The sequence below is a fragment of the Moraxella bovis genome (assembly GCF_002014975.1).
GTDB lineage: Bacteria > Pseudomonadota > Gammaproteobacteria > Pseudomonadales > Moraxellaceae > Moraxella > Moraxella bovis.
This window is the reverse complement of record NZ_MUXV01000017.1, coordinates 13714-39275: the sequence shown is the minus strand read 5'-3', so window position 1 is coordinate 39275 and position 25562 is coordinate 13714. Positions and strand designations below refer to the sequence as shown.

Here is a 25562-nt window from a genome sequence, read left to right as displayed (position 1 = left end):
TGGGCTAGAGACAAAAAATTTGACAAAATAAAGGGCTTTCCCAACCATTATTTATGATTTTTTGTCATAAATCTGTCATGTTCTTATCTTAACATGATTTATAACAAAACCGTACATCATTTTATGACATACGGTTTTAAAATAGCGACAGAAGGTATTGTGTCCTACTGCTTGGTATGAGTATGCACGCAGGTTAGCAGTCCAAAGCCTGCCATCAGAGTAATCACTGCCGTACCGCCATAACTGATAAATGGCAAAGGCACGCCAACCACGGGCAGTATGCCACTGACCATGCCCATATTCACAAAAATATAGACAAAAAATGACATGGTCAATGCCCCAGCGAGCAGACGACAATAAGTGTCAGGATTGACAACGGCAATATAAAAAGAACGAGCCAGTAAGCACAGATAAAAGAACAGCAACAGACCCACGCCTGCCAAACCAAATTCTTCACTAAACGCCGCGATGGCAAAGTCGGTATGACCTTCGGGCAAAAAGTGTAAGTGCGACTGCGTGCCTTCTAGATAGCCTTTGCCTGTCAAGCCACCCGAACCGATGGCGGTTTTTGATTGGATGATGTTCCAACCTGCTCCCAAGGCGTCCGCTTCGGGGTCAACTAGGGTCATGACACGGGTTTTTTGGTAGTCGTGCATGTAAAAATTCCACAAGCCCCACACAAAAGGAATGAATACCGCAATTGCCCCACCAATCATCCACCAAGGCAACCCCGACAAAAACAGCACAAACATACCACTGGCTGCCACCAAAATAGACGTCCCCAAATCAGGTTCTTTGGCGATGAGTATCACAGGCACAGCGATGATGGCAAGCGTGGTAAAGACCGTGGGAATGCTTGGTGGTAGCTCCTTTCTGGATAGATACCACGCACACATCATCGGCATGCCAAGTTTCATGAACTCAGACGGCTGAACGCTACCAAAGCCAGGGATGCCAATCCAACGCCTCGCCCCCATGCGAACTTCGCCAATAATCTCAACGAGTACCAACAAAATCAGCCCCAATACATAAAAAATAGGGCTTAGTGTGCGATAAAAAGTCGGGGGAATCTGTGCCATGACTGCCATGACCACAAAGGCAATGCCATAGCTCACCATTTGTCGGATGACCATGGCGGTGTTTTGCGTGGACGCACTGTATAGCACCGTCAAGCCCACAAAGCAGATACTGAACAAAATCAGGGTCAGCCACGGGTCGATGTGAATGCGTTGCCACACGCTCGGCTCTAAATCTCGCCCAACGAAGTGATGGCTTTGGCGTGAAAATCGGTACTGTTCTTCTCTCATGGCAAGTCGTGGTGCGGTTGGATGAACTTTTGATAAAATTTATCAAAAAATTGCTGATAGTTGGCGGATTTCATGATAAATTATAAGATGGTCGTGTAAGTTACCTGATGTATCGGCGACTGATATTTTTATCAAAACATATTAGGGCGTGTTGAACATTGATAACATTTTATACAATGTGATAAAATTTAATGACTCCAATCAATTTTTGCATGAAAAATGGCTAAATCTTGTGGCTCGAAGTCAAAAACTTGTCTGATAAAATGACTATCAGCCTGCGTTTTTCCTTGAAAAACGTGCGATTTTTCTCATTTTTCATTGCAAATACCAATATTCAACACGTCCTATTTTAATTCATCTTGATGACTTTTAACAGTAAAATTTTGTGTTAGGGCAAAATTTCGTAAAAATAAGGAAAAATTATGGCCATCATCGTAACACTCATCATATTGGCAGTTATCATCGGCTTTTTGATAGCGGTGTATAACGCACTGGTTCGTCTAAGAAACCAAGTGGTAAACGGACTGGCACAGATTGATGTTCAGCTCAAACGTCGCCACGACTTAATACCCAATCTCGTCAATGTCGCCAAACGCTACATGACCCACGAAGAGCAGGTACTAACCCAAGTGACCGAAGCCAGAAACATCGCCAAAAGTGGATTGGATGCTCTTAAAGGTGCAGGGCTGTCAGGCACGGATGGGCTTGCCAAACTGGCAAATGCTGAGAGCAACCTGTCTCGGGCGTTGGGCAGTTTTTATGCCGTGGTAGAAAATTACCCTGAATTAAAAGCCGATTCTGCCCTAAAAGAGCTCTCTGATGAGATTAAAAATACCGAAAATCGCATTGGATTTGCCCGTCAGTTTTATAATGACAGCGTGATGTTTTATAATAACCAACGTGAGAGTTTTCCCAATAATTTAGTGGCAAATTGGTTTGGGTTTATGCCAATAGCACAATTAGAGTTTGCTGATAAATCCGCCATTGATGTTGCACCAACGGTCAGTCTTTGATGTATTGGTGATGTATGCCACAGCGAATTTATCAAAACTTTTTTGAATTACAACGCCATTACAAAAGAAACAGCATGGTGTTATATGCGTTATTTGTCATGGCGATGATGGTTCATGTATTGCTTGCCTTATTATTTTTTATGATAATATGGTATGTTATTTTTGGTGATTTGGGTGGTTTTGCATGGTTTTGGGTGCTGATTCTTGTGCCCAGTTATTTTATCATGAGTGTTTTGTATCATTATAACAAAATCAGCCATGATAATGACTTTTTGTTAAAAGACATTGATGTCACACGCTTATTTATTAATATGTCAGGCGTGGATTTGCCTATTAATCATTTTAATGATGATGAAGATAATAAAAAGAAAAAAAGACAGCAGGTGATTTATGCCAAAGACATCAAAGACTTTAAACCAAAATATCGGCGGTATTATGAATTTGCCGAGCAGTTAGCGATTGCCTCAAACATTACTTTGCCTAAATTATACGTCATGGATGAGACGGGGGTGAATGCCTTTGTGGCAGGGGTTAATCAAGCAAATATGATGCTCGTTGTCAGTAAAGGGGCGTTAGAATTAGATAATGAAAGTCTTTATGGGCTTATTGGGCATGAATATGGGCATATTTTACATGGCGATGCCAAATTAAATGTGCAAATGTATGTCTTAATGTCAGGTCTGTCATGGCTTTATGATGTTGCCGATGGCTTAGAATGGCTGTCCAAATGGCGACAAAAACCCAAAGCCAAACGCTATCAATACCAAGATGATAAAGGTGAACGCCAAGAATATGTGATTGTGATGGGTACGGGGCGATTGTCCATAGAGTTTATTTCTTTGGTAATTCGCTTATTGGGCTTTTTAGGCATGGCAAGTAGCGAATGGATAAAACAGCATTTTAATCGTCAGCGTGAGTTTTTGGCGGATGCAACATCGGTGCAATTAACCCGTAGCGATGGCGTGGCAAAATTATTACAAACCCTGCAACGAACGCCGTATTTGGCACATGCTCAAAAACGCTATACCACGCATTTGAGTTATTTTTTCTTTCTAAATCCCCAAGATACCCAGATGTCTATCAACTGGCGGGAGCGAATGGGGCATACGGGTAGCACGCACCCGAGCAATCATGAGCGAATACTGGCGTTGGATGAACATTATTATGATGACTTTGCCAAGATGGTGATTGATGACTTGGATGTGGATGTATTACAACAAACCCATGATAAGATGATGTTTATTGATTGGCATAAAAAATCAGGCGTGAGTGATTATAAAACCGTGGAGTTTGTATTATGTGATAATAAAGATATGGGTAAAGATAAAGATGCTCATTTATTTGTGAATTCTGGTGATAATCAAAAAGTGATTGATATCGCCATTTATAAAAATGACATTGAAATATCACAAGATAAAGTGGTTAATGGCAGGCTGGTTGTGGATAAATCATGGCAAGCCCAAGGTGAGATGATGTACCCCAAACAAGCCAGAGCCGATTATGAATTAAAAAATATTCATCATGTTAATATGACTCATGTCAAAAGCATGACATTGCCCCTTATCATCGCTCGTTATTTACGTAATGATGACCTACATCGCCCCATGAGTAAATTATTTTCGCTGTTTTATGCGATTGTCTTTTGCCATGATAATGATGGATTTTATTTATGCGACTCGCTTAATTTAGCAAATATTTTTTATATAAAATCAGATAATAGTGATACCATAAAAATAGATAAGTCTTTATTAAAAACTGTGGCAGAGATGGATAGACGCATTGATAATGGTTTATTAATGCTGATTTATCAGCGTATTATCAAGGATTTGGAACATGATGATAAACGGGCTTTATTAAAAAATGACGTTCATCATCTGTTGGATTTTATCAATGGGTTACATCATCAAGACAATCATCATGATGATTTGAGTCTATTATGGCAGAGCATGCATTTATATCGTTTATTGGCGATATTTGCCGATGATATGGATATTGCTGATAAGCCATTGTTACAAAAACTGACATTCATGTATCATAAATATGACATGGACATGAATGATTGGATAATGATAACAGTAATGATATATATGGTTATGGCTCATTATGATGATGGCGATGACATAAAATGCCGTGCAAGCATACAACGGTTGATTCGGCTTATCAATCATGAGATTGTGATTGATGAGACAGACATGAAAAAATTAATGCAAGTCATGAGTGCATTTAGTGTGATGGATATGGCGTTATGGCTGTTAAAATATCAGCAGAAAAATACATTGACGGCTAAGCGATATATTGATACACTACATACCGCTTTATTGGGCGATGGGATATTTTGTGAGCGTGATTATGAAATATTACTAACCTTACATCAATATTGGTGTCCTGATGATGAATTTGTTTTGTATTGATTTTCAATAATAGCCACAAAACTTTAAAATTACTACAAACACAATGATATTTGGGTGTAGGGGTTGCTGAGCACGCCTTATCAACAAAGTCATCAAAAGAGCATGCAGAACCAGCCCTTGCAAGTCTGTGATGTATATTAAATCTCTTTCCAAACTAAAAATAAACCCTTATAAACACTGGGTTTGAAGTTTGTAAAAATCTATAAAAATCGGGGGTTGGAAAGAAGTCTATTAAGTTATTTGTAAAATAATATTGATAAAACGCCTCATATAACATGAACACCCTGTCCGACTGTCCGCCAAAGATTGCCCAAAGTCGCCATATCTTAGCATTGGCGGGCATATCTTTGTGGGCAAAAAAACACGAGACAACAGGGCAGAATAGGGCAGGGATTATAACCCTACCGCCCGCGTATGACCGCCTGCAACCCAATCCACGCTTGACTCATTTGTTACCTGATGAGTTGCCCGCCAAGCAACATGCCAAGCCAATTACTGCACCAAATACCACACCAACACCCGATAAATCGCAAATCTCATCTGCTGTGGATGTCAGAGCGTTGCTTGATCCTGCCAGTTTATCAGCTGATAATCCGCCATCTGCCGAGTTAACACCAGCCACGCCCGAATCACAAAGAGTATTGGGAAGCATTGTAACAGGCGAGCAAGCCCAGTCTCCAGTCCAACCAAACCCCATAACCAACCTTGCCCAAGCCCAACCCTTTGCTCCGCCTGCCCATCTTGACATTCGCTTTGCCCTGCAAGGCGTGCGGTTCGGGCAGTGGGTGCTGATTGTGGATATGCTACTGATGAGCCGTGATGAGCAGTCGCTGTGGCAGTCGCTCAAAAATGCCCTAAGCAATCAAGCTAATCATCGGCCCATTACCGCCTTTTATCGTGAGATTGGTTATCCATTGGTCAAAAATGAATTTCGCTCGGATATAGGGCTAAACCCCGCCCAATATACCTTTGACGGCTTTGTCATTGGGCTTTGTGTGTCATCTGGTCATCATCAAGCTGTGCAAGTGGCATTTTTGACAGATACGCCCGCAGGTGTCATTGCTCAGACCACCCAAACCCTGCCGAGTATCCGCCAAATGATGACGAGTCCTGCCCTAAAAAAGCAGTTTTGGCAAACGGTGGTGGGTTAAGTTATGGTTAAATATGCCGATGACTGTTAAAATTTTGCCAAAAATTTGCTACAATGCTAGGGCATTTTGAGTATTTACCAAAGTTCAATACACCCTATCATTCCCCACCTTTAAAGGATAACTATGAACCGTCTTGCCAATTTTTGTGCTGGCCCTGCCACCATGTCTACCGAAGTCCTACAAAAAGCCCAAGCTGAGCTGTTAGACTGGCGTGGCAAGGGCACCTCCGTCATGGAGATTAGTCACCGCAGTGCCGATTATATTGAGATTGCTACTAAAGCCGAGCAGGATTTACGCACGCTCATGGGCATCTCGGACGACTATGCCGTGCTGTTTTTGCAAGGCGGTGCGTCATTGCAGTTTTCCGCCATTCCCTTTAACCTGCTAAACGGCGGCACGGCGGATTATCTAAATACTGGCACATGGTCCCAAAAAGCCTATAAAGAAGCCAAACGCTATGAAACGCTAGGCTTAGGCAAGATTAACCTAGTCGCACAAGGGGATGGTAAAGACGTACCCACGCCTGAGACTTGGGAGCTAACAGACGGTGCGTCTTATTTTCATTATTGCCCCAACGAGACCATTCACGGCGTGCAGATTTTTGATACACCCAAAGTAAACGCCCCCATTGTGGCGGATATGTCGTCTTGTATCTTATCCGAGCCGATTAACGTGAATGATTTTGGGCTGATTTACGCAGGGGCTCAAAAGAACATTGGGCCTGCTGGCTTGACCCTTATCATCGTCCGTAAAGACCTAATGGAGCGGGCAGGTGCGTGGTGTCCTAGTATTTTAAATTATAAAAATCAAGCAGATAGCGACAGTATGCTCAACACCCCGTCCACGTTTGCATGGTATTTGTCGGGATTGGTATTTGAATGGTTATTGGCAAATGGCGGAGTAGAAGGCATTGCCAAAACCAACCGAGCCAAAGCCGAACTACTATATCAAGTCATTGATAATTCTAGCTTTTATGATAATGCCGTCAATCCACGCCACCGCTCTATCATGAATGTGCCGTTTACGCTTGCCGACAGCGAGCTTGATAAAGTCTTTTTGGAAAAGTCTAAAAATGCAGGGCTGTTAAACCTAAAAGGTCATCGTGTGGTTGGCGGTATGCGAGCGAGCATTTATAATGCCGTAACCTATGAGCAGGTACAGGCGTTGGCGGACTTTATGAAAGATTTTGAAAAAACGTACGCTTGATTTGTACCAATGCATAGACCAACCCCAAATCACAAATTCATGATATATGGACGTAGGGCTGTGCTGAGCACGCCTAGCTCTATCAAAGGTCGTGTGCAACACGCCCCTACAAAACCTATGGCAAATATCAGGTTTATTAGGTTAACATAAGGGCGGATTTGGTTCGTCCTTGTTTTTGCAACCGACCAGTCGGTTTTTTATATTTTGGAAAAACTCATGCACATTACCCCCATTCCCATTTTAAATGACAATTATGTTTGGCTTCTCGTGAAGGACAATAACGCCGTTGCTGTGGATATTGGCGATGATAAGCCTGTGCTTGATTATCTACATGAGCACAATCTTACCCTATCTGCCATTTTAATCACGCATCATCACGATGACCATATTGGCGGTGTGGCAAGTGCCAAATCCGCTTATCCCAACGCCAAGATTTACGCCCATAAGTCGCACCTTAACGCCATTGGCATGACCCCTGATGTGGCGTGCGATGAAGGTAGTGAATTTGAACTGCTCGGCTTGACGTTTAAAGTATGGAAAACGGCAGGGCATACCGACACGCATTTGTCCTATCTGTGTGATATGGCTAATATAACCCATGTGTTTTGTGGCGATACGCTATTTAGTGGCGGTTGTGGACGGGTGTTTACGGGGACGATTGGGGAGTTGTTTGATAGCATGGAGCAGTTTGATACCTTGCCCGATGACACGCTGTTTTATCCCACGCATGAATATACACTCTCCAATCTTAACTTTGGCTTATCGGTATGTGATGAGACGACCAAAAAAGAGATTTTGAGTTATAAAAATACGGTGGAAAATGAGTTAAAAAACAATATCCCGTCCCTGCCAACATCTTTAAAGCAAGAACGGCTGATTAACGTCTTTTTGCAAACCGACAATGGGGCGATGATAAATAATATCAAGCAAATTTATCCCTTAAATCATGACGATAAATTATCGGTATTTTCGGCACTGCGTGAATTAAAAAATAAGTTTTAGGCAAGTAGATAAACCACCGCCCAAAATACACCCAAGACAGCACAGGCGATAAGTAAATTTTCGGCTAATTTTTTATGGTAATTTATCATCGCCTGCTTGTCTTTTCTAATTTGAAAAATTCTAAACAAGTATTTTAAAAATCCTATGACAAAAAACGCCCCAATCATACCGACAAGTATATGCCCTAAATGATAGGTTTTAAAAGATATGGGGATAATCTTATCATTCTTAACCTGATATTCAGAATGGCTCATATACATGGCGCTATCATTGGTATATAAATAATTGCCATTGTCTAATATTGTTAAACAATCTTCTATACAATCCTTGTCAGGGGTGGTTAATGGCGGTTTAGGGTTGGTTTGATGTTCTTGCCAAGTTTGACGATAATAGCCATTATCGGTATCTGTGCTAATAACCATAAATCTATCACTAGGCACATCATTGGGCTGATAATATTCTGTATTTAATTCGCTGATACCATGAGAAATGACACCTGCCAAAACAAACCATAGGATAATTAAGCCTATGGTTTTGATAATGGCATAAAGGAATAATAAAAAGGCTTTTAACATAATAATCTAAAACTAAGCAAGTTTTTCTTGGAGTAATGCCAAAATCCCCTTTAAAGTTTTTAATTCATCATCTTTTTGAGCAAGCAATTCATCTTTATGGGCGATAATGAGTTGTAATTTTTCAATTTCAGTTTGTGATTTATCTCCGCTATAATAATTGCCTTGAAAGTTATTATAGCCACCATTCAACTCATAGATAATATTATGTTCTTTGTTTGGGATTAAATCAAAGATATTGACTTCCAAAATGTCAGCAATCTGTTGTAAGCGGTCGATGTTAATCCGAGTTTCGCCACGTTCAATCTTAGAATAACCACTTGGAGAGATTTTCAATGCATGTGCAATCTCTTCCTGTGTAAACCCCTTGGTTTCTCTTATGTCTTTTATTTTTTCAAAAACCAGCATAAAATTCTCCACTTTTTCGCCAGTAAATTTCACTTTTTGGAATGGTTAAGCATATCACGAAATGATAAAATCATCAATATATTCAATCTTGGAGAAATTTACCATGAAAAAATCTTCTTTGACTGTTTTGGCGGTTTTGCCATTATTTTTAACAGCGTGTTCTGACCCAACATGGAACAAAGCAGGTGTTAATCTATACGACACCCAAAACCAGTTGGCAAAATGTCAATATGAAATTGGATTGGCAAAGGTCAGTAAAGACGAAAAAACTGCTTTACTAAATCAATGCATGAAGTCAAAAGGATTTAGATATAACTAATCTAATTTGAAAATTCCAACCATTAAAGTTTACCCAATAAAAAACTGGACAATCAACCTTGTCCAGTTTTTTTGTGCCAAATTGACAATCACTCAACTTGACTCACATCTCTCACCGCCCCTGTATCGGCACTCGTTGTCAAGACCGCATAGGCTCGTAAGGCTTGGCTGACTTGGCGAACACGATTTGCAGGTTTCCACGCCTGTTTGCCTTTTGCGTTCATCGCTTCACGGCGACGGGCAAGCTCATCGTCCGTAACATCAAGATGAATGGAGCGGTTTGGAATGTCAATGACAATGGTGTCAAATTCTTCCACCAACCCAATCGCACCGCCTTCTGCCGCCTCTGGGCTTGCGTGTCCGATAGACAGCCCCGATGTACCACCGCTAAATCGTCCGTCCGTGAGCAACGCACACGCCTTGCCCAAGCCTTTTGATTTTAGATAAGACGTGGGATAGAGCATTTCTTGCATACCCGGCCCGCCTTTGGGGCCTTCATAGCGGATAATGACGATGTCGCCTGCGACAATTTTGTCCGCCAAAATCGCCTCCACCGCAGAATCTTGGCTTTCAAAGACCCTTGCCCGCCCTGTAAAGGTCAAAATGCTCTCATCCACGCCTGCGGTTTTGACCACACAGCCACGCTCGGCAATGTTGCCAAACAGCACTGCCAAGCCACCGTCTTGACTGTACGCAAATTCTTTACTACGGATACAGCCCGATTCACGGTTCAAATCAAGTTTGCCCCAGACTTTGTTTTGGCTAAATGCCTGCGTGGTGCGTACGCCCGCAGGGGCGGCGATGTACAGCTCTCGGGCGGTTTGGTTATCGGGGTTCATCACGTCCCATTTGGCAAGGGCGTCCGCTAGGGTTGGGCTATGCACGGTTGGCACGCCCGTGCGAATTAGCCCTGCTCGGTTAAGCTCCGCCAAAATCCCCATCACGCCCCCTGCACGGTGTACGTCTTCCATGTGGTATTTTTGTGTGGCAGGGGCGACTTTGGATAGGCACGGCACGGCACGAGATAGACGGTCAATGTCCGCCATTTTAAAGTCCACGCCTGCCTCAAATGCCGCTGCCAATAGGTGCAAAATGGTATTGGTGCTACCGCCCATGGCAATGTCAAGGCTCATGGCGTTCAAAAATGCGTCTTTGGTGGCGATACTTCTTGGCAAAACACTATAATCATCTTGTTTATAATAACGTTTGGCAAGCTCTACAATCAGCCGACCTGCTTCCAAGAAAAGCTCTTTACGCTTGGCGTGCGTGGCAAGGAGCGAGCCATTTCCGGGTAAGGACAGCCCCAACGCTTCGGTCAAGCAGTTCATGGAGTTGGCGGTAAACATACCAGAGCATGAGCCACAAGTTGGGCAAGCAGAACGCTCCACGTTTGCCACGTCTTCATCGCTGATTAGGTCATCGGCAGCGTCAATCATGGCGTCCACTAGGTCAAGTTTACGCACCTTTTTACCACTCTCATTGGTTATGGTCTCATGGGTCATGTGTCCGTCATGCACTTCGCTTGCCAGCACTTTACCAGCTTCCATAGGGCCACCTGAGACAAAGACCACAGGGATATTTAGGCGTAAGGCAGCCATAAGCATGCCAGGGGTGATTTTATCACAGTTGGAGATACACACCAAAGCGTCCGCACAGTGGGCGTTTACCATATATTCCACGCTATCGGCAATCAAATCACGGCTTGGCAAGCTGTACAACATACCGCCATGCCCCATGGCAATACCGTCATCTACGGCAATGGTGTTAAACTCTTTGGCAACGCCCCCTGCTTTTTCAATCTCACGAGCGACAAGCTGTCCTAAGTCTTTTAGGTGAACGTGTCCCGGCACAAACTGGGTAAACGAGTTGGCGATGGCAATGATAGGCTTATTAAAATCATCGTCCGTCATGCCTGTGGCACGCCATAAGGCTCTCGCCCCTGCCATGTTGCGGCCTTGTGTGGAAGTTTTTGAGCGGTATTGTGGCATATTTTTTCCTAAATTGGCGGTTGGCTAAAAGGGTTATTTTAGCACTTTTTAAAGGATAATATTTGAAAAATTTTATTTATAATTTTTATAAATTTAAAAACTTTTAATTATAAAAATAACCGCTTGCCAAACTGCCGATTTTAGGCTACATTTTAGCCAAACCAAATCCATTATTTTAAATTTGCCATGACCACATCTTATAAATCCGCCATTGTCTTTTTTGTCGCCCTTGTCCTGTTTTTGATGAGTTTTTATTATCTCATTCAAGTGTGGCTTATGGTATTTGCGTCCATTTTGGTGGCGGTGTTTTTGCTAAGTTTGGCACAGCTCACCTGCCAAATTCCCAAAGTGGGCGACTACTTTGCCAAACTGCCCCACGGCGTGCAAGTCGGTGCGGTAACGGTGGCGGTGCTGTCGGTGGTGGCAGGGTTTTTGGCGATGTTTGGCTCGGAGCTTGTCGCTCAGTTTGCCGACATGAAACAGCTTGCCCCCAAGTCCTTTGATGCCATCAAAGACTACCTTAAAAGCTATCCTGCCATCTATGAATGGCTGACCCAAAATGCATGGGCGGTAGAATTCCAACAAGACCCTAAGGCGTTTTTTGAAAAATTTCAAGACAGTATTGTCGGTGGTCTGCCTGCATTTTTTGGGGGTATGCTAAGCGGTGTGGGGACGTTTTTTGTGATTTTGGTGGTAGGGCTGTTTTTGGCATTATCGCCAAGCGTGTACACTAAAAGCGCCATTGCCCTTGTGCCAAAGCCGTATCGAGACAAGGGTGAATACCTGCTAAAACGCAGTTATGGGGCGATAGAGCAATGGCTCATCGGGCAGTTTGTGGTCATGGCGTTTGTGGGTGTGGCGACAGGGGCAGCTTTGTGGCTGATGGGCATTCCGTTTGCGTTGGCAATGGGCGTGATTGCCTTTGTGCTGGATTTTGTGCCTGTGATTGGTCCGTGGCTGTCGGCGGTGCCGATTCTGCTCCTTGTGCTGATTGTCTCACCTGATTTGCTACTGTGGACACTTGTTATGATTGTCATGGTTCAGCAGTTAGAAAGCTATGTGGTCGCCCCAATGGTGCAACAACGACTCATCGACCTGCCCCCTGTGGCTCTACTGCTCTCGCAAATCATCATGGGAACGCTCACAGGCGTGCTTGGCATTGCCATGGCGACACCGCTTATGGTAGTGGCGATTGTGTGGGTGCAGGTGGTGTATGTGAAGTTTGTCTTACAAGACTATTCAATCAAAGTGCTTGACCAAAACGAAAACGACATGAAAACCGACCCCTATGCCGATTATGACGCTTATAAGGCAAAAAGCCAGTCGAAAGTGGTGGTGTTATCCCTAAAGCAAGATGTAAATAATACAGACAAGAAGTTTTAAATGTGAAAATTTTAAAAATAATCATTCTTAACCCCTTGCAATTTTGTACAAAATTTGAGATAATATACCAGTTGATAATTGTTATCGTTTCTTACTTTTTATCCGTTTTGTATAACTTTTTGTTATGATGAATGCTGTTTAAATCCAAAAACAGTGTTTTTCTTTTGTGGGTTTGTGATGATGACCTTTGAGCATTCTAATAAATACAAGGTGTTGGCGGCGGCTGTGGCGATTATTTTGCATGGCGTGGCAGGCGTGGGTTTGGCAACCATGCAAATACTTCATATTGAGCCACCTAAAATCACGCCGCCGCTTGAAATTCAGATGATTAAGCTTAACAACGAAGAGTCGCCTGAACTAGCCAAGCCCGAACCTAAGCCAATGCCCATCCCTGCACAGTCTGTGGCGGCACCTGCCTCACCCAAGGCAAGTCCACCGCCACCACCAAAAGTTCCCAAGCCTGAGCCTAGACTTGAACCCCAAAAAGAGTTACCAAAACCTAAACCACCAAAACCTGAGCTTAAACAAGAACCTGTTAAACTCGAACCCAAAGAGCCACCCAAGGTCACAGAACCACAGGTGGACATCATCGCTCAGGAGCGAGCTCAAAAAGCCTTTGAACTGCAACAGCAAAGAGAGCGAGAACAGCGTGAACGTGAGCAACAAGAAAGAGAGCGTCAAGCCGAACGAGACAGACAAGCCGAGTTAGCACGCCAACAAGCCGAACGAGACAGACAGGCAAAATTGGCACGCCAAAAAGCTGAAGCTGATGCCAAGACCCGTGCCGAACAAGGTCAAGGCAGGGGTGGTGATGGTAAAGACACCAAAACCGACAATAAGACTGGCAATAAAGACACGACAAAAAGCGGTGGTGCTGGCGGTAGTGAGCTAAAAGGTCAAAATTTATCCATCTCCAATGCCAGTTGGAAAAGCAAACCTAACTGGAATGGATTGACGTCCGAAAAATTAAGCGGTTCGGCAAATTTTGTTGCCACGCTCACCATTGATGCTAATGGTAAGATTACCAGTGTCTCTGGCGTGAATACAGGCGATAAAGGCTTGGATAGACAAATCTCCCAAGCCCTTCGCCGAGCCAGATTGCACCCCTTTAAATCATCAAGCGGTCAGCCGATGTCGGGAACAGCGACATTCTCTACGACAGTACAATTTTAAATACAACATTCACTTAACCCATTCTTTATAAGGAATGATTATGGATTTTGCGCATTATTGGCAATATACTGACGCTGTCAGTAAAACATTATTTTTTATCTTGATTGCTTTGTCATTGGTTTCATGGTTTGTGGGTATCACTCGCCTGCTTAGCTCTCGCCAAATGGCAGGCGTGATTAGCAATGAACTCACTGCCGAGATTGATAACGTCAGCAAAGATTTTGGTGGGCTTGATTTTAATCAACGCAAAATCATCACTGAGCAGAGTCTGTTACAGAACATCGCTCGCTACCGTTTTGAGCTTGAAAAGGGTTTATCGGTACTCGGCACGACCGCCGCGATTGCTCCGTTTATTGGACTGTTTGGGACGGTGTGGGGGATTTTTCATGCCTTGCATTCTATCGGTCAGAGCGGGCAGGCAGGACTTGCCCAAGTGGCAGGGCCGGTGGGCGAAGCCTTGATTATGACGGGTCTGGGTCTGGCGGTGGCGATTCCTGCGGTGGTGTTTTTTAACATCATCACACGTATCAATAAGCGTGCCATTCATCACGCCAATGATACCGCTCACGCACTGCTTGCCCGTGTGGCACGCTAGGGGGTTATCATGGCGTTTGAACTGAGCGACAACGACAATGGGGGCATGAATGAGATTAACCTTATCCCCCTAATTGACATCATGCTGGTGCTTATGATTATCTTTTTGGTAACAGCAACGGTGCTAAACCCGACCGTACCGCTTGATTTGCCAAAAACATCGGCAGAAGTCAATGACGTACCGCCAGAAGTGATACAGATTAGCATTGATGCGGACGGTCAAATTTATTGGGATAAAACAGCTTTGAGCCTAGATGAGCTTAATGCTCGTTTTGGCGAAGAGGTGGCAAAAGGCAAAGACCCACAGGTTCATCTGCGTGCCGACAAAGAAGGCAAATATGACACAGTCGCGCAAGTGCTGGCAACAGCAAGCGGGGCAGGGCTGACCAAGATTGCTTTTGTCAATGAATGAGCTGTTAAAAATAAATCATCATCAAATAAAGCCCTACATTATGTGGGGTTTTATTTATTTGGGCTAAAAATGCGTATCCGTCCAAAAACAAAATTTCATGATATAATACAAAAAATTAACCACATAACATTCAAAAATGCGTATCCGTAAACTCTTTAAATTTGAAAATGCCCACATCGTCCGCAACTGCACGTCCGACCGTTGCAGTCGCTCTATTCATGGGCATAGCTATCAGGTGGAACTTATCCTAGAAGCCCACGCTCTTGACAACGGGCAAATGGTCTATGATTTTGGGCTATTAAAGTCGCACATTAAGGACTTGATTGACAGTTTTGACCATGCCATTACCTTTTGGGATAAGGACGATGGCGATTATATCCGTGCGTGCAAGGATTTTTCAGCTCGTTGGATAAGTCTGCCTGTGTCGCCATCTGCCGAGCAGTTTAGTCGTGTGATTTTTTATTGGGCGGATAAGGTCATGCAGAACACCACGACCCAAAATGGCGAGACAGACGTGTCTGTCTATTCGGTCATCGTCCACGAGACCGCCACAGGGTACGCCCAATGTTTTCGTGAAGACATAGAAAACGACCGTATGGGCAAATTGTCGCTGGATATGTTTGAATTTAGCGAACAAGTCAAAGCCGAGTGGGGCGATAGCGAGCTGTTTGATAAGCTAAAACGTGGCGAGAAATTTGTCAATCCACAGCCGTTAAGACAAGTGAATTTTTAAGGATAAACTATGATAGTGTTAGACATTACTCCTAGTGAGCAAGTGATTATTGAAAAAGCAAGTCAAATTGTTGGTATGCCATTGAGTGATTTTATTACTGAGCAAGCCTATCAAACCGCTTTAAAAATAGTTGATAAAGACAAAGGTATTTATTTGACTGATGAAGAGTGGAATAATATGATGGATTTTTTAAATAATCCCCCAGAGCCAAATGAAAAAATGAAAGCGTTAATTGCTCGGGGTTATGAACTTGATAAATCGTAAGCATTCATTGGTATTTGAACCGTTAAATAAAAATCACGATAGGTTTTTATTTGACTGTGGTAATGACATATTAAATCGTTTTATTAAACAACTTGCCAGTCAAATTGCAAAAAGACAGGAAGCGGTTATTTATGTTAGTCATGAAAATGGTCGTGTCATTGGATTTTACACCTTATCAGCGGATAAAATACAAAAATCGGACAGTCCTGATGAATTAAAAAATCAATCACCACATACTGCCATACCTTGCATATTGATTGGGCGTTTGGCGGTTGATAAAAATTATCAAGGCATGGGAATCGGTATTGATTTGTTGGCACACGCCCTACGGTGAGCAAAAAGAACAGCTGAGTTGATTGGTGTGGCTTTTGTGATTGTTGATGCCAAAGATGAACAGGCAAAATCATTTTATCAAAGTTATGGATTTTTTGAATTGCAAAATACACCATTGAGAATGGCTTTTCCTGTTTCTAAAATTGAACGTGAAGAATGAAAACTTTAATCCTAAAAAACGAAACCGACACCCAGCACCTTGCCAACGCCCTTGCCAAAACCAATCCCACAGGCAGTCTGTGGCTATCAGGCGATTTGGGGGCGGGCAAGACGACTTTTACCCGTTATCTTTTGCGTGCATTGGGGCATACAGGGGCGGTAAAAAGCCCAACTTATACCCTGGTTGAGCCTTATAATATCAATGGTAAGCCTGTATACCATGCCGACCTATATCGGCTAAATGACCCAGAAGAGCTGGATTTTATTGGGTTTTTTGAATATTTTGATGAGCCAAATTCACTGGTCATCATTGAATGGGCAAGCCGTGCCGAGAGCATTTTGCCAAAGCCTGATATAACGATAAACATTACAAGACAAGCTGATGAAAGTCGGGTGGTAGAGATTGTTGGAATGGATTTGGATTTGTCATGAATTTACATTATCAATCCCTACCCGATAACACCGTCCTATCGCTTATCGCCCCCACCGCCAGCGGTAAAACCGACTTGGCGTTTAAATTATTTGATACAGGGCGGTTTGAGCTGATTTCGGTGGATAGTGCCCTGATTTATGAGGACATGAACATCGGCACGGCAAAACCGACCGATGATGAGCTTGTCCGTTTTCCACATCATCTCGTTAATGTCATCAAGCCGACCGAGACTTATAACGTGGCAACTTTTGTGGCGGACGTGGAGCGACTCATTGGCGACATTCACGCACGGGGCAAGATTCCGCTACTTGTGGGCGGTACGATGATGTATTATATGACGTTACTTGATGGCTTGTCTGCCGTGCCTGACACCGACCCTGCCATTCGTGGGCAGGTCATGGCATGGCTGTCTGATAAAGGCATTGGCGAGCTGTACGCCTATCTGCAAACGCATGACCCCAAGATTTGTGAGCGTCTAAAAATATCCGACACCCAGCGTATCACAAGGGCGGTGGAAGTGCATATGCAGACAGGCACACCCATGAGCGTCTGGCAAGATACGCCCAAAGTCGCCCCTTGTCATAATCCACGCCAGCATTGGCTGACCCTATCGGTAGAGCCTGAACGTGCATGGCTACACGAGCGTATCGCCAAACGCCTTGACATCATGTGGGAGCAGGGACTGGTTGATGAAGTGATTCATCTTTTGCAAAAATACCCCGACCTAACGCCTGATATGCCGTCCATGCGGTGCGTGGGCTATCGGCAGGTATTGGAATTTTTGGCGATAACCGACCATGAGATTATGCAAACCTCCCCCATTTGGCAACCATTTGCTATAAATTTACAAAAAAACAACAAAATGACTGCCGAAAATGGCAAGAATTTTGTAACAAAAGAGCAAAATATGCATGATATGGCTTGCCAAGACATGAAAAATAAGGCATTATATGCAACAAGACAACTGGCAAAACGCCAATCAACATGGCAAAGACAACTGACCAGTTTACCCCAATTTATAAACGCCAATGAAATGAATAAAACAAAGGCTAGCATAACAAGCGACCCCCAATCACAGCAACGGATTTTTTCATTTGCAAGCATGAAAGACGCACAAAATGAGCTTTTGGCGTAATTTTTAACGTATTTTTCCAAGCACCGTTGGTTGCTTTTTTCTTGTGTTAATTTTGGAGAACAACAATGTCAAAAGGGCAAAGCCTACAAGACCCCTTCCTAAACGCTCTGCGTAAAGACCGCATTCCTGTGTCTATTTTTTTGGTCAATGGTATCAAGCTACAAGGTCAGATTGAATCATTTGACCAGTATGTTGTATTGCTTAAAAATACCGTCAGCCAAATGGTCTATAAGCATGCCATTTCTACCGTTGTCCCCACTCGCAACCCACGCACAGATGGTGCAACCCCTAGCACAGGTACGGGCTATCCGTCATCGGTGGGCGTGATGAGTGGCAGTAACTATCAAGGTACAAGCTATCCTAATGCAGGCTTTGACCGTCAAGGCTTTGGCGGTGGGGCAGGCACAACCCGTCCTGTGGGTGGCTTTACTCGCACTCCGCCAAACCAAGGTTTTGGTGGCAATCAAGGCTTTGAACGTGGTGGCTATCCACAAGGAAGCATGGGCTTTAATCAAGGCTTTGAACGTTCGGGTTTTGAAGAGCGTGGCTTTGATGGCAAAGGCTTTGAGAAAAATGAACGTGGTTTTGACGGCAAGGGATTTGATAATAAAGCCTTTGACAACAGCACCTTTGACCGCCAAGGGTTTGACAAAACCAATGATGATGAATGATGTCGCTCGTGGTAACTAACCATAAAAAGCTCACATGATGTGGGCTTTTTTGTGGTAAAAGCTTTTATGATAAAAGCTATCGCAGTTTGATAAAAATTTACCATAAAACATCGCCAAATATGGTATCATACCCATTTTATTTTACAAACCATCCGCCACTCATGAACGACCAAACCCCAAACACAGCCGATCTTGATACTGACTTTATCAGCGTGGGCTTGACCGCCATTAACACCGAACAAGAGGCATTGACACTGCTTAAAGATGAGCTTGATGAGCGTTTTGTGCGGGCGTGTCAGGCGATTTTGGCGTGTCGGGGGCGTGTCGTGGTGACAGGCATGGGCAAGAGTGGACATATCGGGCGTAAGATAGCGGCGACATTGGCAAGTACAGGCACGCCTGCATTTTTTATGCACCCAGGGGAGGCAGGGCATGGCGATTTGGGTATGCTGGTACAGGGCGATGTACTGATTGCCATTTCTAACTCAGGGCAGTCCGATGAGATTAAAATGCTTATCCCTGTCGTCAAACAGTTGGGTATTCCCCTGATTAGTATTAGCCGTGACCGTCGTGGGTTTTTACCTAAATCTGCCAATATCGCTTTGACCCTTGGTAATTTTGAAGAAGCCTGTCCGCTCGGACTGGCACCGACATCAAGCACGACCGCCACACTGGCACTGGGCGATGCGTTGGCGGTGGCACTGTTGCATGCTCGGGGTTTTACCAGTAATGATTTTGCCTTGTCGCACCCAGCAGGGGCATTGGGGCGTAAACTGTTGACCCGTGTCAAGGATGTCATGCACACCGAGAACCTGCCCATGGTGCGAGCCGATACCAGTCTTGATAAAGCCTTGCTTGTGATGACAGGGGGGCGACTGGGCTTGGCGGTGGTGGTTGATGAGTGTGATGATGTGGTGGGTATTTTTACCGATGGCGATTTACGGCGTAAACTGGCGGATAACGTGTCGCTATCGGCCCCCATGAATACGCTCATGACCAAGCACCCTAAGCATACCACGGGCGAGATGCGAGCGTCTGATGCCCTAACGCTGATGAATGAGCATGCCATTAGTCAGTTATTGGTACTGGACAACGGTAGGCTTGCAGGCGTGATTAGCATTCATGACTTGCTAAAAGCAGGCGTAAGCTAAATTTGTAAAACAACAAAAGGAAAAGCATGAGCGACTTAACCAAACGATTGCAAGCGGTCAAACTTTTTGCCATGGACGTGGATGGGATTTTGTCAGACGGGCAAATCATCTATGATGCCAATGGGATAGAGACCAAAGCCTTTTATGTCCAAGATGGTGTGGGATTAAAGGCATTAAAAGAGCAGGGCATTATCCTTGCCATCATCACAGGTAGAAGCTCGCCCATGGTGGCACGTCGCGCCGATGAGTTGGGCATTGACCATGTGGTGCAGGGGCGAGATGACAAATTTACCGCTTTATCTGCCCTTGTCGATGAGCTTGGACTGTCTGTGAGTGAATGCATGTACATGGGTGATGATTTGCCTGACCTAAAAGCCGTGCGTGAATCAGGCGTGGGCGTGTCTGTGCCAAATGGCTGTGCCGAAACACAAGCGGTGGCGGACATCGTAACTATCAAATCAGGCGGTCATGGCGCGGTGCGTGAAGTGTGCGAGCAGTTGTTAAAGGCAAAAGGAGCTTATGATGCCTTTATCGCTCAATATATCTAAATGTCTAAGTTGGCAATAATCAAGCTCAAAAACAGAGATAATCACTCATGAATCTAAAAATTCTCAGCGTGCTTGGTGTTATGGCATTCATGGTCGGGGCATGGTTTTTTTACAAAGAAGACGTCAATATCGAACCTGCCGTGCCGTCTGCCCCTGCCGTCTCTTATGAAGTGACCGAGATTAAGGCGGTTCAGACCAGTCCTGAGACGGGCGAGATTGAATACACGCTAACGGCGGACAGTTTGGCAAAAAACAGTGCAGGCGTGGATGAGATGAAAAATGCCAAAATGGACTGGACACCACCAAACAGCGAAACTTATCATTTAGAAGCCAGCCTTGCCAGTTTGGGGCAGACCACGGGCGATTTGTTATTAAAAGAAGGCTTTGTGTTGGTGCGACAAGGCGATGACACCAAGCCTGATATGATCATCAAAGGCAATCTACTAACAGGCAATACCAAACAGCGTCAAGTGGCAAGCAGTGAACCCATCAGCGTCACCCAAGGGGAAGACAGCTTTATGGCACAGGGTTTTACAGGGGATTTACAGACAGGTGAGTATGAATTTTATCGCATTCAAATGGAATTTGCCCCGCCCAAGCGTGAAGACAAGCCCTTATTTTAATTCATCTATCATGGATATCTTATGAGAACATCACACTTATTATCAGCCCAAATCCTACTTTTTGTGGCAGGGATGAGTATGGCGTTATCCGCCCATGCTCTGCCATCGGACGCCAGTCAGCCTATTCGTCTGCTTGCTGACAAAGCGACATACAGCGAGCGTACAGGCGTAACTAGTTATTCGGGCAATGTCATCATCGAGCAAGGTACGCTCAAAATCACCGCCGATAACATCACGCTAAACCTAGATGACAAACGCAGTATTAAAACTGCCCTAGCAACAGGTCGCCCTGCAACCATGCAACAAGTTGTCACTCAAGAAAAGGGTCTTGCCAAGGGGCAGGCAAATAAGATTGACTATAATGCCGTGACAGGTATCATCACGCTCACAGGTAATGCCAAGCTGACCCAAGCAGGGGCGAGTTTTTCGGGCAATACCATTCGTTATAGTCTAAAACTGGGCGATGTGGAAGCCAATGCTGGCGGTGGTCGCCGTGTGGAGTTGGTGTTTCCGCCAAGCGAGTCCAACAGTCAAACAGGTGTTCGCCCATGACCACGCTTGCCATGCACCATTTGGGCAAACGCTATGGACAGCGTTGGGTGGTCAAAGATGTCTCTTTTGAGATAAACGAAGGGCAAGTGGTGGGTATCTTAGGGCCTAATGGAGCGGGTAAGACCACCAGTTTTTATATGGTTATCGGGCTTGTGCCGATGGATAAAGGGCAAGTCATGTTGGGCAATACTGATTTGTCCAAAAAAGCCATGCATGAGCGTGCCAAGGCAGGTATTGGCTATCTACCCCAAGAAGCATCTATTTTTCGTAAGCTGACCATTGAGCAGAATATTTTAGCGATATTGCAGACCCGTCAGGATTTGGATAAATCCGCCCAACTTGCCGAACTTGAAAAGCTTATTGGCGAGTTTCATTTGGGGCACGTACGGCATTCTCTGGGCATGAGTGTGTCAGGGGGCGAACGTCGTCGCTGTGAGATAGCCCGAGCATTGGCAAGCAACCCTAAGTTTATCTTATTAGATGAACCGTTTGCAGGGGTTGACCCCATTTCGGTGGGTGACATCAAGGAGGTCATCACCGCCCTAAAACAGCGGGGCATTGGCGTGCTGATTACTGACCATAATGTGCGTGAGACCTTATCCATCTGCGAGAAGGCTTATATCGTCTCCGAAGGCAACATCATCGCCCAAGGCTCGCCCAGTGATATTTTACAAAATGAGTTGGTGCAAAGAGTATATTTGGGCAGAGATTTTATGGTGTAGGCTGGGCATGCTTACCATTAAATCTCTTTTCAAACTAAGTATAAATCCTTGTGAATACTAGGGCGTGCCTAACATTGAGAACATTCTTATAAAATAAGATGAAAACTTGAAAATTTCAATCAATTTTTGCATGAAAAATGGCTATCCGACCACTTAATCGTGTAAATTTTCAAGTTTTTACCTTAGTTTCTTTAAATTTTTACCTTAATTTCTTTAAATTAAGTGGTCGGATTGTTTTTCTGTGTCAAAAACTTGTCTGATAAAAGACTCGCAGCCTGCGATTTCCCTTAAAAAACGGGCGATTTTTCGTGATTTTCATTGCGAATACCAAAGGCAGGCACGCCCGAGGGTTGAAGTTTTTAAAAATCCACAAAAATCTGGGTTTGGAAAGCATTCTATTGATGGTTTTTTATAAAAGAATACACGCACCTAACCCACCCACGCAAATTTAATAATAAACAATAGGGCAACTACCGCAACAGGAGCGTTGATTTCTTTGTAGCGACCTGTGGCAAGCTTCATCACGCAGTAGCTGATAAAGCCAAAAGCAATGCCTTCGGTGATGGAGTAAGTAAACGGCATCATGGCAGTGGTAATAAAGGCAGGCGTGGCTTCGGTCAAATCATCCCATTCCACTTTGATGAGACTGCTCGCCATCAAAATCCCCACAAACACGAGCGAACCTGCCGTGGCATAAGCAGGCACGATACTGGCAAGTGGCGAGAAGAAAATGGTAAGTAAAAACAGCACGCCCACGACCACGGCAGTCAGTCCCGTGCGACCGCCGACCGACACGCCCGAACCACTTTCGATGTAGGTACTAATGGCGGATGTTCCCATGAATGACCCTGCCATGGCACTGGTGCTGTCCACGAGCAGGGCTTGTTTCATTTTGGGGAATTTACCGTCTTTGTCGGCAAAACCTGCCTTGTCCGCCACCGCAATGAGCGTGCCTGATGAATCAAACAGGTTCACGAGCATAAATGAGAAAATAACCCCAAACAACGCCACATCCAATGCTCCCATGATGTCCACCTGTCCGACCACGGGCGTGAGAGCAGGGGGTAGTGAGAGAATTTCTCCTGAGAATTTGACGTTGTCATCAAACATCAGAGCAAGAGCGGTAACCACCACGATAGAGACCAATACCCCAGAGTGACGACCTTTGGCTGCCATGACAACAATGATAAAAAAGCCAAGCACGCCCATCAGTAGCGTGGGCGAATGTAGGTTGCCCACTGTCACAAGCGTGGCTTCATTAGGCACGACCAGCCCCATGTTCTTAAAACCAATCAAGGCGATAAATAGCCCAATGCCTGCACTGATACCCACGCGCAGTCCCAAAGGAATGCTTGCCATGAGCCAATAACGAATCTGAAAAATCGTCATCAAAAACAGCCCCACCGACCCCCAAAAAATCGCCCCCATGCCCGTCTGCCACGAATAGCCCATCTTAGAGACGACCACAAATGCAAAAAAGGCATTAAGCCCCATGGCAGGAGCAAGGGCGATGGGTAAGTTGCTAAACAGTCCCATCGCTATCGTGCCGAAGGCGGTGATAAGGCAAGTGGTGACAAAGACGACCTGTGTGTCCATGCCTGTCACGCCCAAAATGGACGGATTGACAAAGACGATATAGACCATGGTAAAAAATGTGGTAATGCCAGCGATGAGTTCGGTTTTGGCGGTGGTATGGTGTGCGGATAATTTAAAGAAATTGTCTAGGAGGGTTTTCATTGGTAAGCCAAAAGATAAGCGAGATGTAAAAAGACCAATGAAAAACAAAAGGTTTGTTTTTCTGGCAAATTGTAGCAAATTGTTTGGGTAAACACAATCATTTTATTTCTTAAACTTTCTAAAATGTAAATGGGTTTGTAAAGGCTTAATACACCCTATTAAAATTGAACGATTTTTTGAATTTTATGCTAAAATTGACTGCTTGATTCTTTGCATGGTTTGTAGTTCATGACGACATTTTGCCCCGATAACAATAACCTTAACATTCCCCATTCTGATGATTTTGCCCGCCAAAAAGCGGTCGTTTTGCTCTCAGGGGGGCTTGACTCCACCACTTGTCTGTATTGGGCGAAAGCGGTTTTTAAAGAGATTACCGCCATCAGTTTTCGCTACGGGCAGCGGCATTCAAGCGAGCTTGCGTTTTCATCCGCCATCGCCCAAACACTTGGCGTGTCACACCGTATCATTGACATTGATATCGCTCAGCTTGGCGGTTCGGCATTGACCGACACCAGCATTGATGTGCCTGATTATCAAGCGGACAGTGATGCTGTGCCTGTCACCTACGTCCCTGCTCGTAACACCATTTTTCTATCCTATGCCCTAGCCGTGGCAGAAGTGACCGAAGCCTGTGCCATCATCATCGGGGTAAGTTCGGTTGATTTCTCGGGCTATCCTGACTGCCGAGACGATTACATTCGTGCCTTTGAGACCATGGCAAATCTTGCCACCGTGGCAGGGCGAGCAGGCAGACGCCTATCCATCATCGCTCCCTTGCAGCACTTATCCAAGGCCGAGACCCTAACGCTTGGGCTATCACTGGGTGTGGATTATGCCCAAACCGTGTCATGCTACCGTGCCGATAGTGACGGGCGAGCCTGTGGCGAGTGCGACAGCTGCGTGCTACGTCATCAAGGCTTTGTGCAGGCAGGTGTTCCTGACCCCACCCGTTATCAAAATAAACCAACGCAAGGATAAACCCCATTCTCAATTTTTTATAAGTGCTTGATTTATCAAGGGGCAAATTGAAATTCGCCCCTTGTATATCCAAACTAATCATAGACAATCGATAAGTTACCATTTTAAGTTGAGAATGAAGCAAGGATAAATTAAAAAACTTGCATTTGGTCATGGCTTCTTGTAAAATATAAAAGACCGACCAGTCGGTTTTATTTATCATGTTTAACATTTAAATCATCATGCAACTCTCTATCGCTTACGCCCTGCTCGCCCTTGCCATCATCAGCGAAGTGACAGGCTCGACTTTTTTGGCAAAATCAGACGGATTTAGCAAACTCATCCCCATCTGTATCACGCTGACCTGTTTTGCCATCGCTTTTTATTTGCTGTCTCATGTCGTCAGGGCCATTCCCCTTGGCATGACCTATGCCATTTGGTCGGGCGTGGGCATTGTCTTGACCGCCTTGATTGGCATATTTATCCTAAAACAGCCCTTAGACACGCCTGCCATCATCGGCATGGCTTTTATTGTAGCGGGTGTGGTGATTATGAATGTCTTTTCATCCGCCACCGCTCATTAGCTTTCAAAATTATTTTTTATTT

29 protein-coding genes are annotated in these 25562 nt (G+C 44.6%); 24 read left to right on the top strand and 5 right to left on the bottom strand.

Features of this window, described 5'->3' with window-relative positions:
• Positions 1 to 164 precede the first annotated feature (164 nt).
• Positions 165 to 1307: a rod shape-determining protein RodA gene (rodA, locus tag B0182_RS04460; protein ID WP_078273783.1), complete on the bottom strand. Its 1143-nt coding sequence runs from the start codon at positions 1305 to 1307 to the stop codon at positions 165 to 167.
• Positions 1308 to 1729: 422 nt separating this feature from the next.
• Between rodA and B0182_RS04455 the strand changes: the two genes are divergently transcribed.
• The 5 genes from B0182_RS04455 to gloB all read left to right on the top strand — a co-directional run bounded on the left by B0182_RS04455 (position 1730) and on the right by gloB (position 8090).
• A complete protein-coding gene (locus tag B0182_RS04455; protein WP_078273782.1) occupies positions 1730 to 2320 on the top strand; it encodes a LemA family protein in 591 nt (196 codons plus the stop codon).
• 14 nt (positions 2321 to 2334) lie between these two features.
• Positions 2335 to 4731, top strand: a complete 2397-nt coding sequence (locus B0182_RS04450) for a M48 family metalloprotease (protein WP_078273781.1) — start codon at positions 2335 to 2337, stop codon at positions 4729 to 4731.
• 275 nt (positions 4732 to 5006) lie between these two features.
• Positions 5007 to 5882 carry a hypothetical protein gene (locus B0182_RS04445; RefSeq protein WP_078273780.1) on the top strand — a complete coding sequence of 292 codons (876 nt, stop codon included), beginning with the start codon at positions 5007 to 5009 and terminating at the stop codon, positions 5880 to 5882.
• 123 nt (positions 5883 to 6005) lie between these two features.
• A complete protein-coding gene (gene serC, locus B0182_RS04440; RefSeq protein WP_078273779.1) occupies positions 6006 to 7088 on the top strand; it encodes a 3-phosphoserine/phosphohydroxythreonine transaminase in 1083 nt (360 codons plus the stop codon).
• A gap of 216 nt (positions 7089 to 7304) precedes the next feature.
• Positions 7305 to 8090 carry a hydroxyacylglutathione hydrolase gene (gene gloB / locus B0182_RS04435; protein WP_078273778.1) on the top strand — a complete coding sequence of 262 codons (786 nt, stop codon included), beginning with the start codon at positions 7305 to 7307 and terminating at the stop codon, positions 8088 to 8090.
• Here the strand turns inward: gloB and B0182_RS04430 are convergent.
• Both B0182_RS04430 and B0182_RS04425 read right to left on the bottom strand, forming a co-directional pair.
• On the bottom strand, positions 8087 to 8665 hold the full coding sequence (locus tag B0182_RS04430) for a hypothetical protein (RefSeq protein ID WP_078273777.1): 579 nt from the start codon (positions 8663 to 8665) through the stop codon (positions 8087 to 8089). The genes gloB and B0182_RS04430 overlap by 4 nt on opposite strands.
• Positions 8666 to 8677: 12 nt before the next feature.
• Positions 8678 to 9070 (bottom strand): helix-turn-helix domain-containing protein, encoded by a 393-nt coding sequence (locus B0182_RS04425; RefSeq protein ID WP_078273776.1) that lies wholly within the window; start codon positions 9068 to 9070, stop codon positions 8678 to 8680.
• A gap of 103 nt (positions 9071 to 9173) precedes the next feature.
• Here B0182_RS04425 and B0182_RS04420 point away from each other — a divergent pair, with 103 nt between their 5' ends.
• Complete coding sequence (locus tag B0182_RS04420) at positions 9174 to 9389, top strand: hypothetical protein (RefSeq protein WP_078273775.1); 216 nt, start codon at positions 9174 to 9176, stop codon at positions 9387 to 9389.
• Positions 9390 to 9477: 88 nt separating this feature from the next.
• Here the strand turns inward: B0182_RS04420 and ilvD are convergent, their stop codons facing one another.
• Complete coding sequence (gene ilvD / locus B0182_RS04415; RefSeq protein ID WP_078273774.1) at positions 9478 to 11376, bottom strand: dihydroxy-acid dehydratase; 1899 nt, start codon at positions 11374 to 11376, stop codon at positions 9478 to 9480.
• A gap of 186 nt (positions 11377 to 11562) precedes the next feature.
• Here ilvD and B0182_RS04410 point away from each other — a divergent pair, with 186 nt between their 5' ends.
• From B0182_RS04410 to lptB, 16 genes are all read left to right on the top strand, one after another.
• Positions 11563 to 12759, top strand: a complete 1197-nt coding sequence (locus B0182_RS04410; protein WP_143821662.1) for an AI-2E family transporter — start codon at positions 11563 to 11565, stop codon at positions 12757 to 12759.
• Between the two features lie 177 nt (positions 12760 to 12936).
• Positions 12937 to 13932: an energy transducer TonB gene (locus B0182_RS04405; protein WP_078273773.1), complete on the top strand. Its 996-nt coding sequence runs from the start codon at positions 12937 to 12939 to the stop codon at positions 13930 to 13932.
• A gap of 40 nt (positions 13933 to 13972) precedes the next feature.
• Complete coding sequence (locus tag B0182_RS04400) at positions 13973 to 14527, top strand: MotA/TolQ/ExbB proton channel family protein (RefSeq protein WP_078273772.1); 555 nt, start codon at positions 13973 to 13975, stop codon at positions 14525 to 14527.
• Positions 14528 to 14536: 9 nt separating this feature from the next.
• Positions 14537 to 14938, top strand: coding sequence for an ExbD/TolR family protein (locus B0182_RS04395; protein ID WP_078273771.1), 402 nt, complete (start codon positions 14537 to 14539; stop codon positions 14936 to 14938).
• A gap of 136 nt (positions 14939 to 15074) precedes the next feature.
• A complete protein-coding gene (locus B0182_RS04390) occupies positions 15075 to 15671 on the top strand; it encodes a 6-pyruvoyl trahydropterin synthase family protein (RefSeq protein WP_078273770.1) in 597 nt (198 codons plus the stop codon).
• 9 nt (positions 15672 to 15680) lie between these two features.
• Positions 15681 to 15935: a type II toxin-antitoxin system TacA family antitoxin gene (locus B0182_RS04385; protein WP_029102153.1), complete on the top strand. Its 255-nt coding sequence runs from the start codon at positions 15681 to 15683 to the stop codon at positions 15933 to 15935.
• Complete coding sequence (locus B0182_RS04380; RefSeq protein ID WP_078273769.1) at positions 15916 to 16269, top strand: GNAT family N-acetyltransferase; 354 nt, start codon at positions 15916 to 15918, stop codon at positions 16267 to 16269. The genes B0182_RS04385 and B0182_RS04380 overlap by 20 nt, the downstream gene beginning before the upstream one ends.
• Before the next feature lie 36 nt (positions 16270 to 16305).
• Complete coding sequence (locus B0182_RS15125; RefSeq protein WP_264676651.1) at positions 16306 to 16428, top strand: hypothetical protein; 123 nt, start codon at positions 16306 to 16308, stop codon at positions 16426 to 16428.
• Positions 16425 to 16859: a tRNA (adenosine(37)-N6)-threonylcarbamoyltransferase complex ATPase subunit type 1 TsaE gene (tsaE, locus tag B0182_RS04375; RefSeq protein ID WP_078273768.1), complete on the top strand. Its 435-nt coding sequence runs from the start codon at positions 16425 to 16427 to the stop codon at positions 16857 to 16859. The genes B0182_RS15125 and tsaE overlap by 4 nt, the downstream gene beginning before the upstream one ends.
• A complete protein-coding gene (gene miaA, locus B0182_RS04370; RefSeq protein WP_078273767.1) occupies positions 16856 to 17995 on the top strand; it encodes a tRNA (adenosine(37)-N6)-dimethylallyltransferase MiaA in 1140 nt (379 codons plus the stop codon). Before tsaE ends, miaA begins: the two co-directional genes overlap by 4 nt.
• A 65-nt stretch (positions 17996 to 18060) precedes the next feature.
• Positions 18061 to 18666 (top strand): RNA chaperone Hfq, encoded by a 606-nt coding sequence (gene hfq / locus B0182_RS04365; protein WP_078273766.1) that lies wholly within the window; start codon positions 18061 to 18063, stop codon positions 18664 to 18666.
• Between the two features lie 161 nt (positions 18667 to 18827).
• Positions 18828 to 19817, top strand: a complete 990-nt coding sequence (locus tag B0182_RS04360) for a KpsF/GutQ family sugar-phosphate isomerase (protein WP_078273765.1) — start codon at positions 18828 to 18830, stop codon at positions 19815 to 19817.
• Between the two features lie 26 nt (positions 19818 to 19843).
• Positions 19844 to 20365 carry a KdsC family phosphatase gene (locus tag B0182_RS04355; protein ID WP_078273764.1) on the top strand — a complete coding sequence of 174 codons (522 nt, stop codon included), beginning with the start codon at positions 19844 to 19846 and terminating at the stop codon, positions 20363 to 20365.
• 47 nt (positions 20366 to 20412) lie between these two features.
• Positions 20413 to 20988 carry an LPS export ABC transporter periplasmic protein LptC gene (gene lptC / locus B0182_RS04350; RefSeq protein ID WP_078273763.1) on the top strand — a complete coding sequence of 192 codons (576 nt, stop codon included), beginning with the start codon at positions 20413 to 20415 and terminating at the stop codon, positions 20986 to 20988.
• Between the two features lie 72 nt (positions 20989 to 21060).
• A complete protein-coding gene (gene lptA, locus B0182_RS04345) occupies positions 21061 to 21540 on the top strand; it encodes a lipopolysaccharide transport periplasmic protein LptA (protein ID WP_410173938.1) in 480 nt (159 codons plus the stop codon).
• Positions 21537 to 22262 (top strand): LPS export ABC transporter ATP-binding protein, encoded by a 726-nt coding sequence (gene lptB, locus B0182_RS04340; protein ID WP_078273761.1) that lies wholly within the window; start codon positions 21537 to 21539, stop codon positions 22260 to 22262. Before lptA ends, lptB begins: the two co-directional genes overlap by 4 nt.
• Positions 22263 to 22691: 429 nt before the next feature.
• Here lptB and B0182_RS04335 read toward each other — a convergent pair whose 3' ends face one another.
• Positions 22692 to 23999, bottom strand: coding sequence for an NCS2 family permease (locus tag B0182_RS04335; protein ID WP_078273760.1), 1308 nt, complete (start codon positions 23997 to 23999; stop codon positions 22692 to 22694).
• A gap of 228 nt (positions 24000 to 24227) precedes the next feature.
• Here B0182_RS04335 and queC point away from each other — a divergent pair, with 228 nt between their 5' ends.
• Both queC and B0182_RS04325 read left to right on the top strand, forming a co-directional pair.
• Positions 24228 to 24977, top strand: a complete 750-nt coding sequence (queC, locus tag B0182_RS04330) for a 7-cyano-7-deazaguanine synthase QueC (protein WP_078273759.1) — start codon at positions 24228 to 24230, stop codon at positions 24975 to 24977.
• A 221-nt stretch (positions 24978 to 25198) separates the two neighbouring features.
• On the top strand, positions 25199 to 25540 hold the full coding sequence (locus tag B0182_RS04325; protein ID WP_078273758.1) for a DMT family transporter: 342 nt from the start codon (positions 25199 to 25201) through the stop codon (positions 25538 to 25540).
• Positions 25541 to 25562 lie beyond the last annotated feature (22 nt).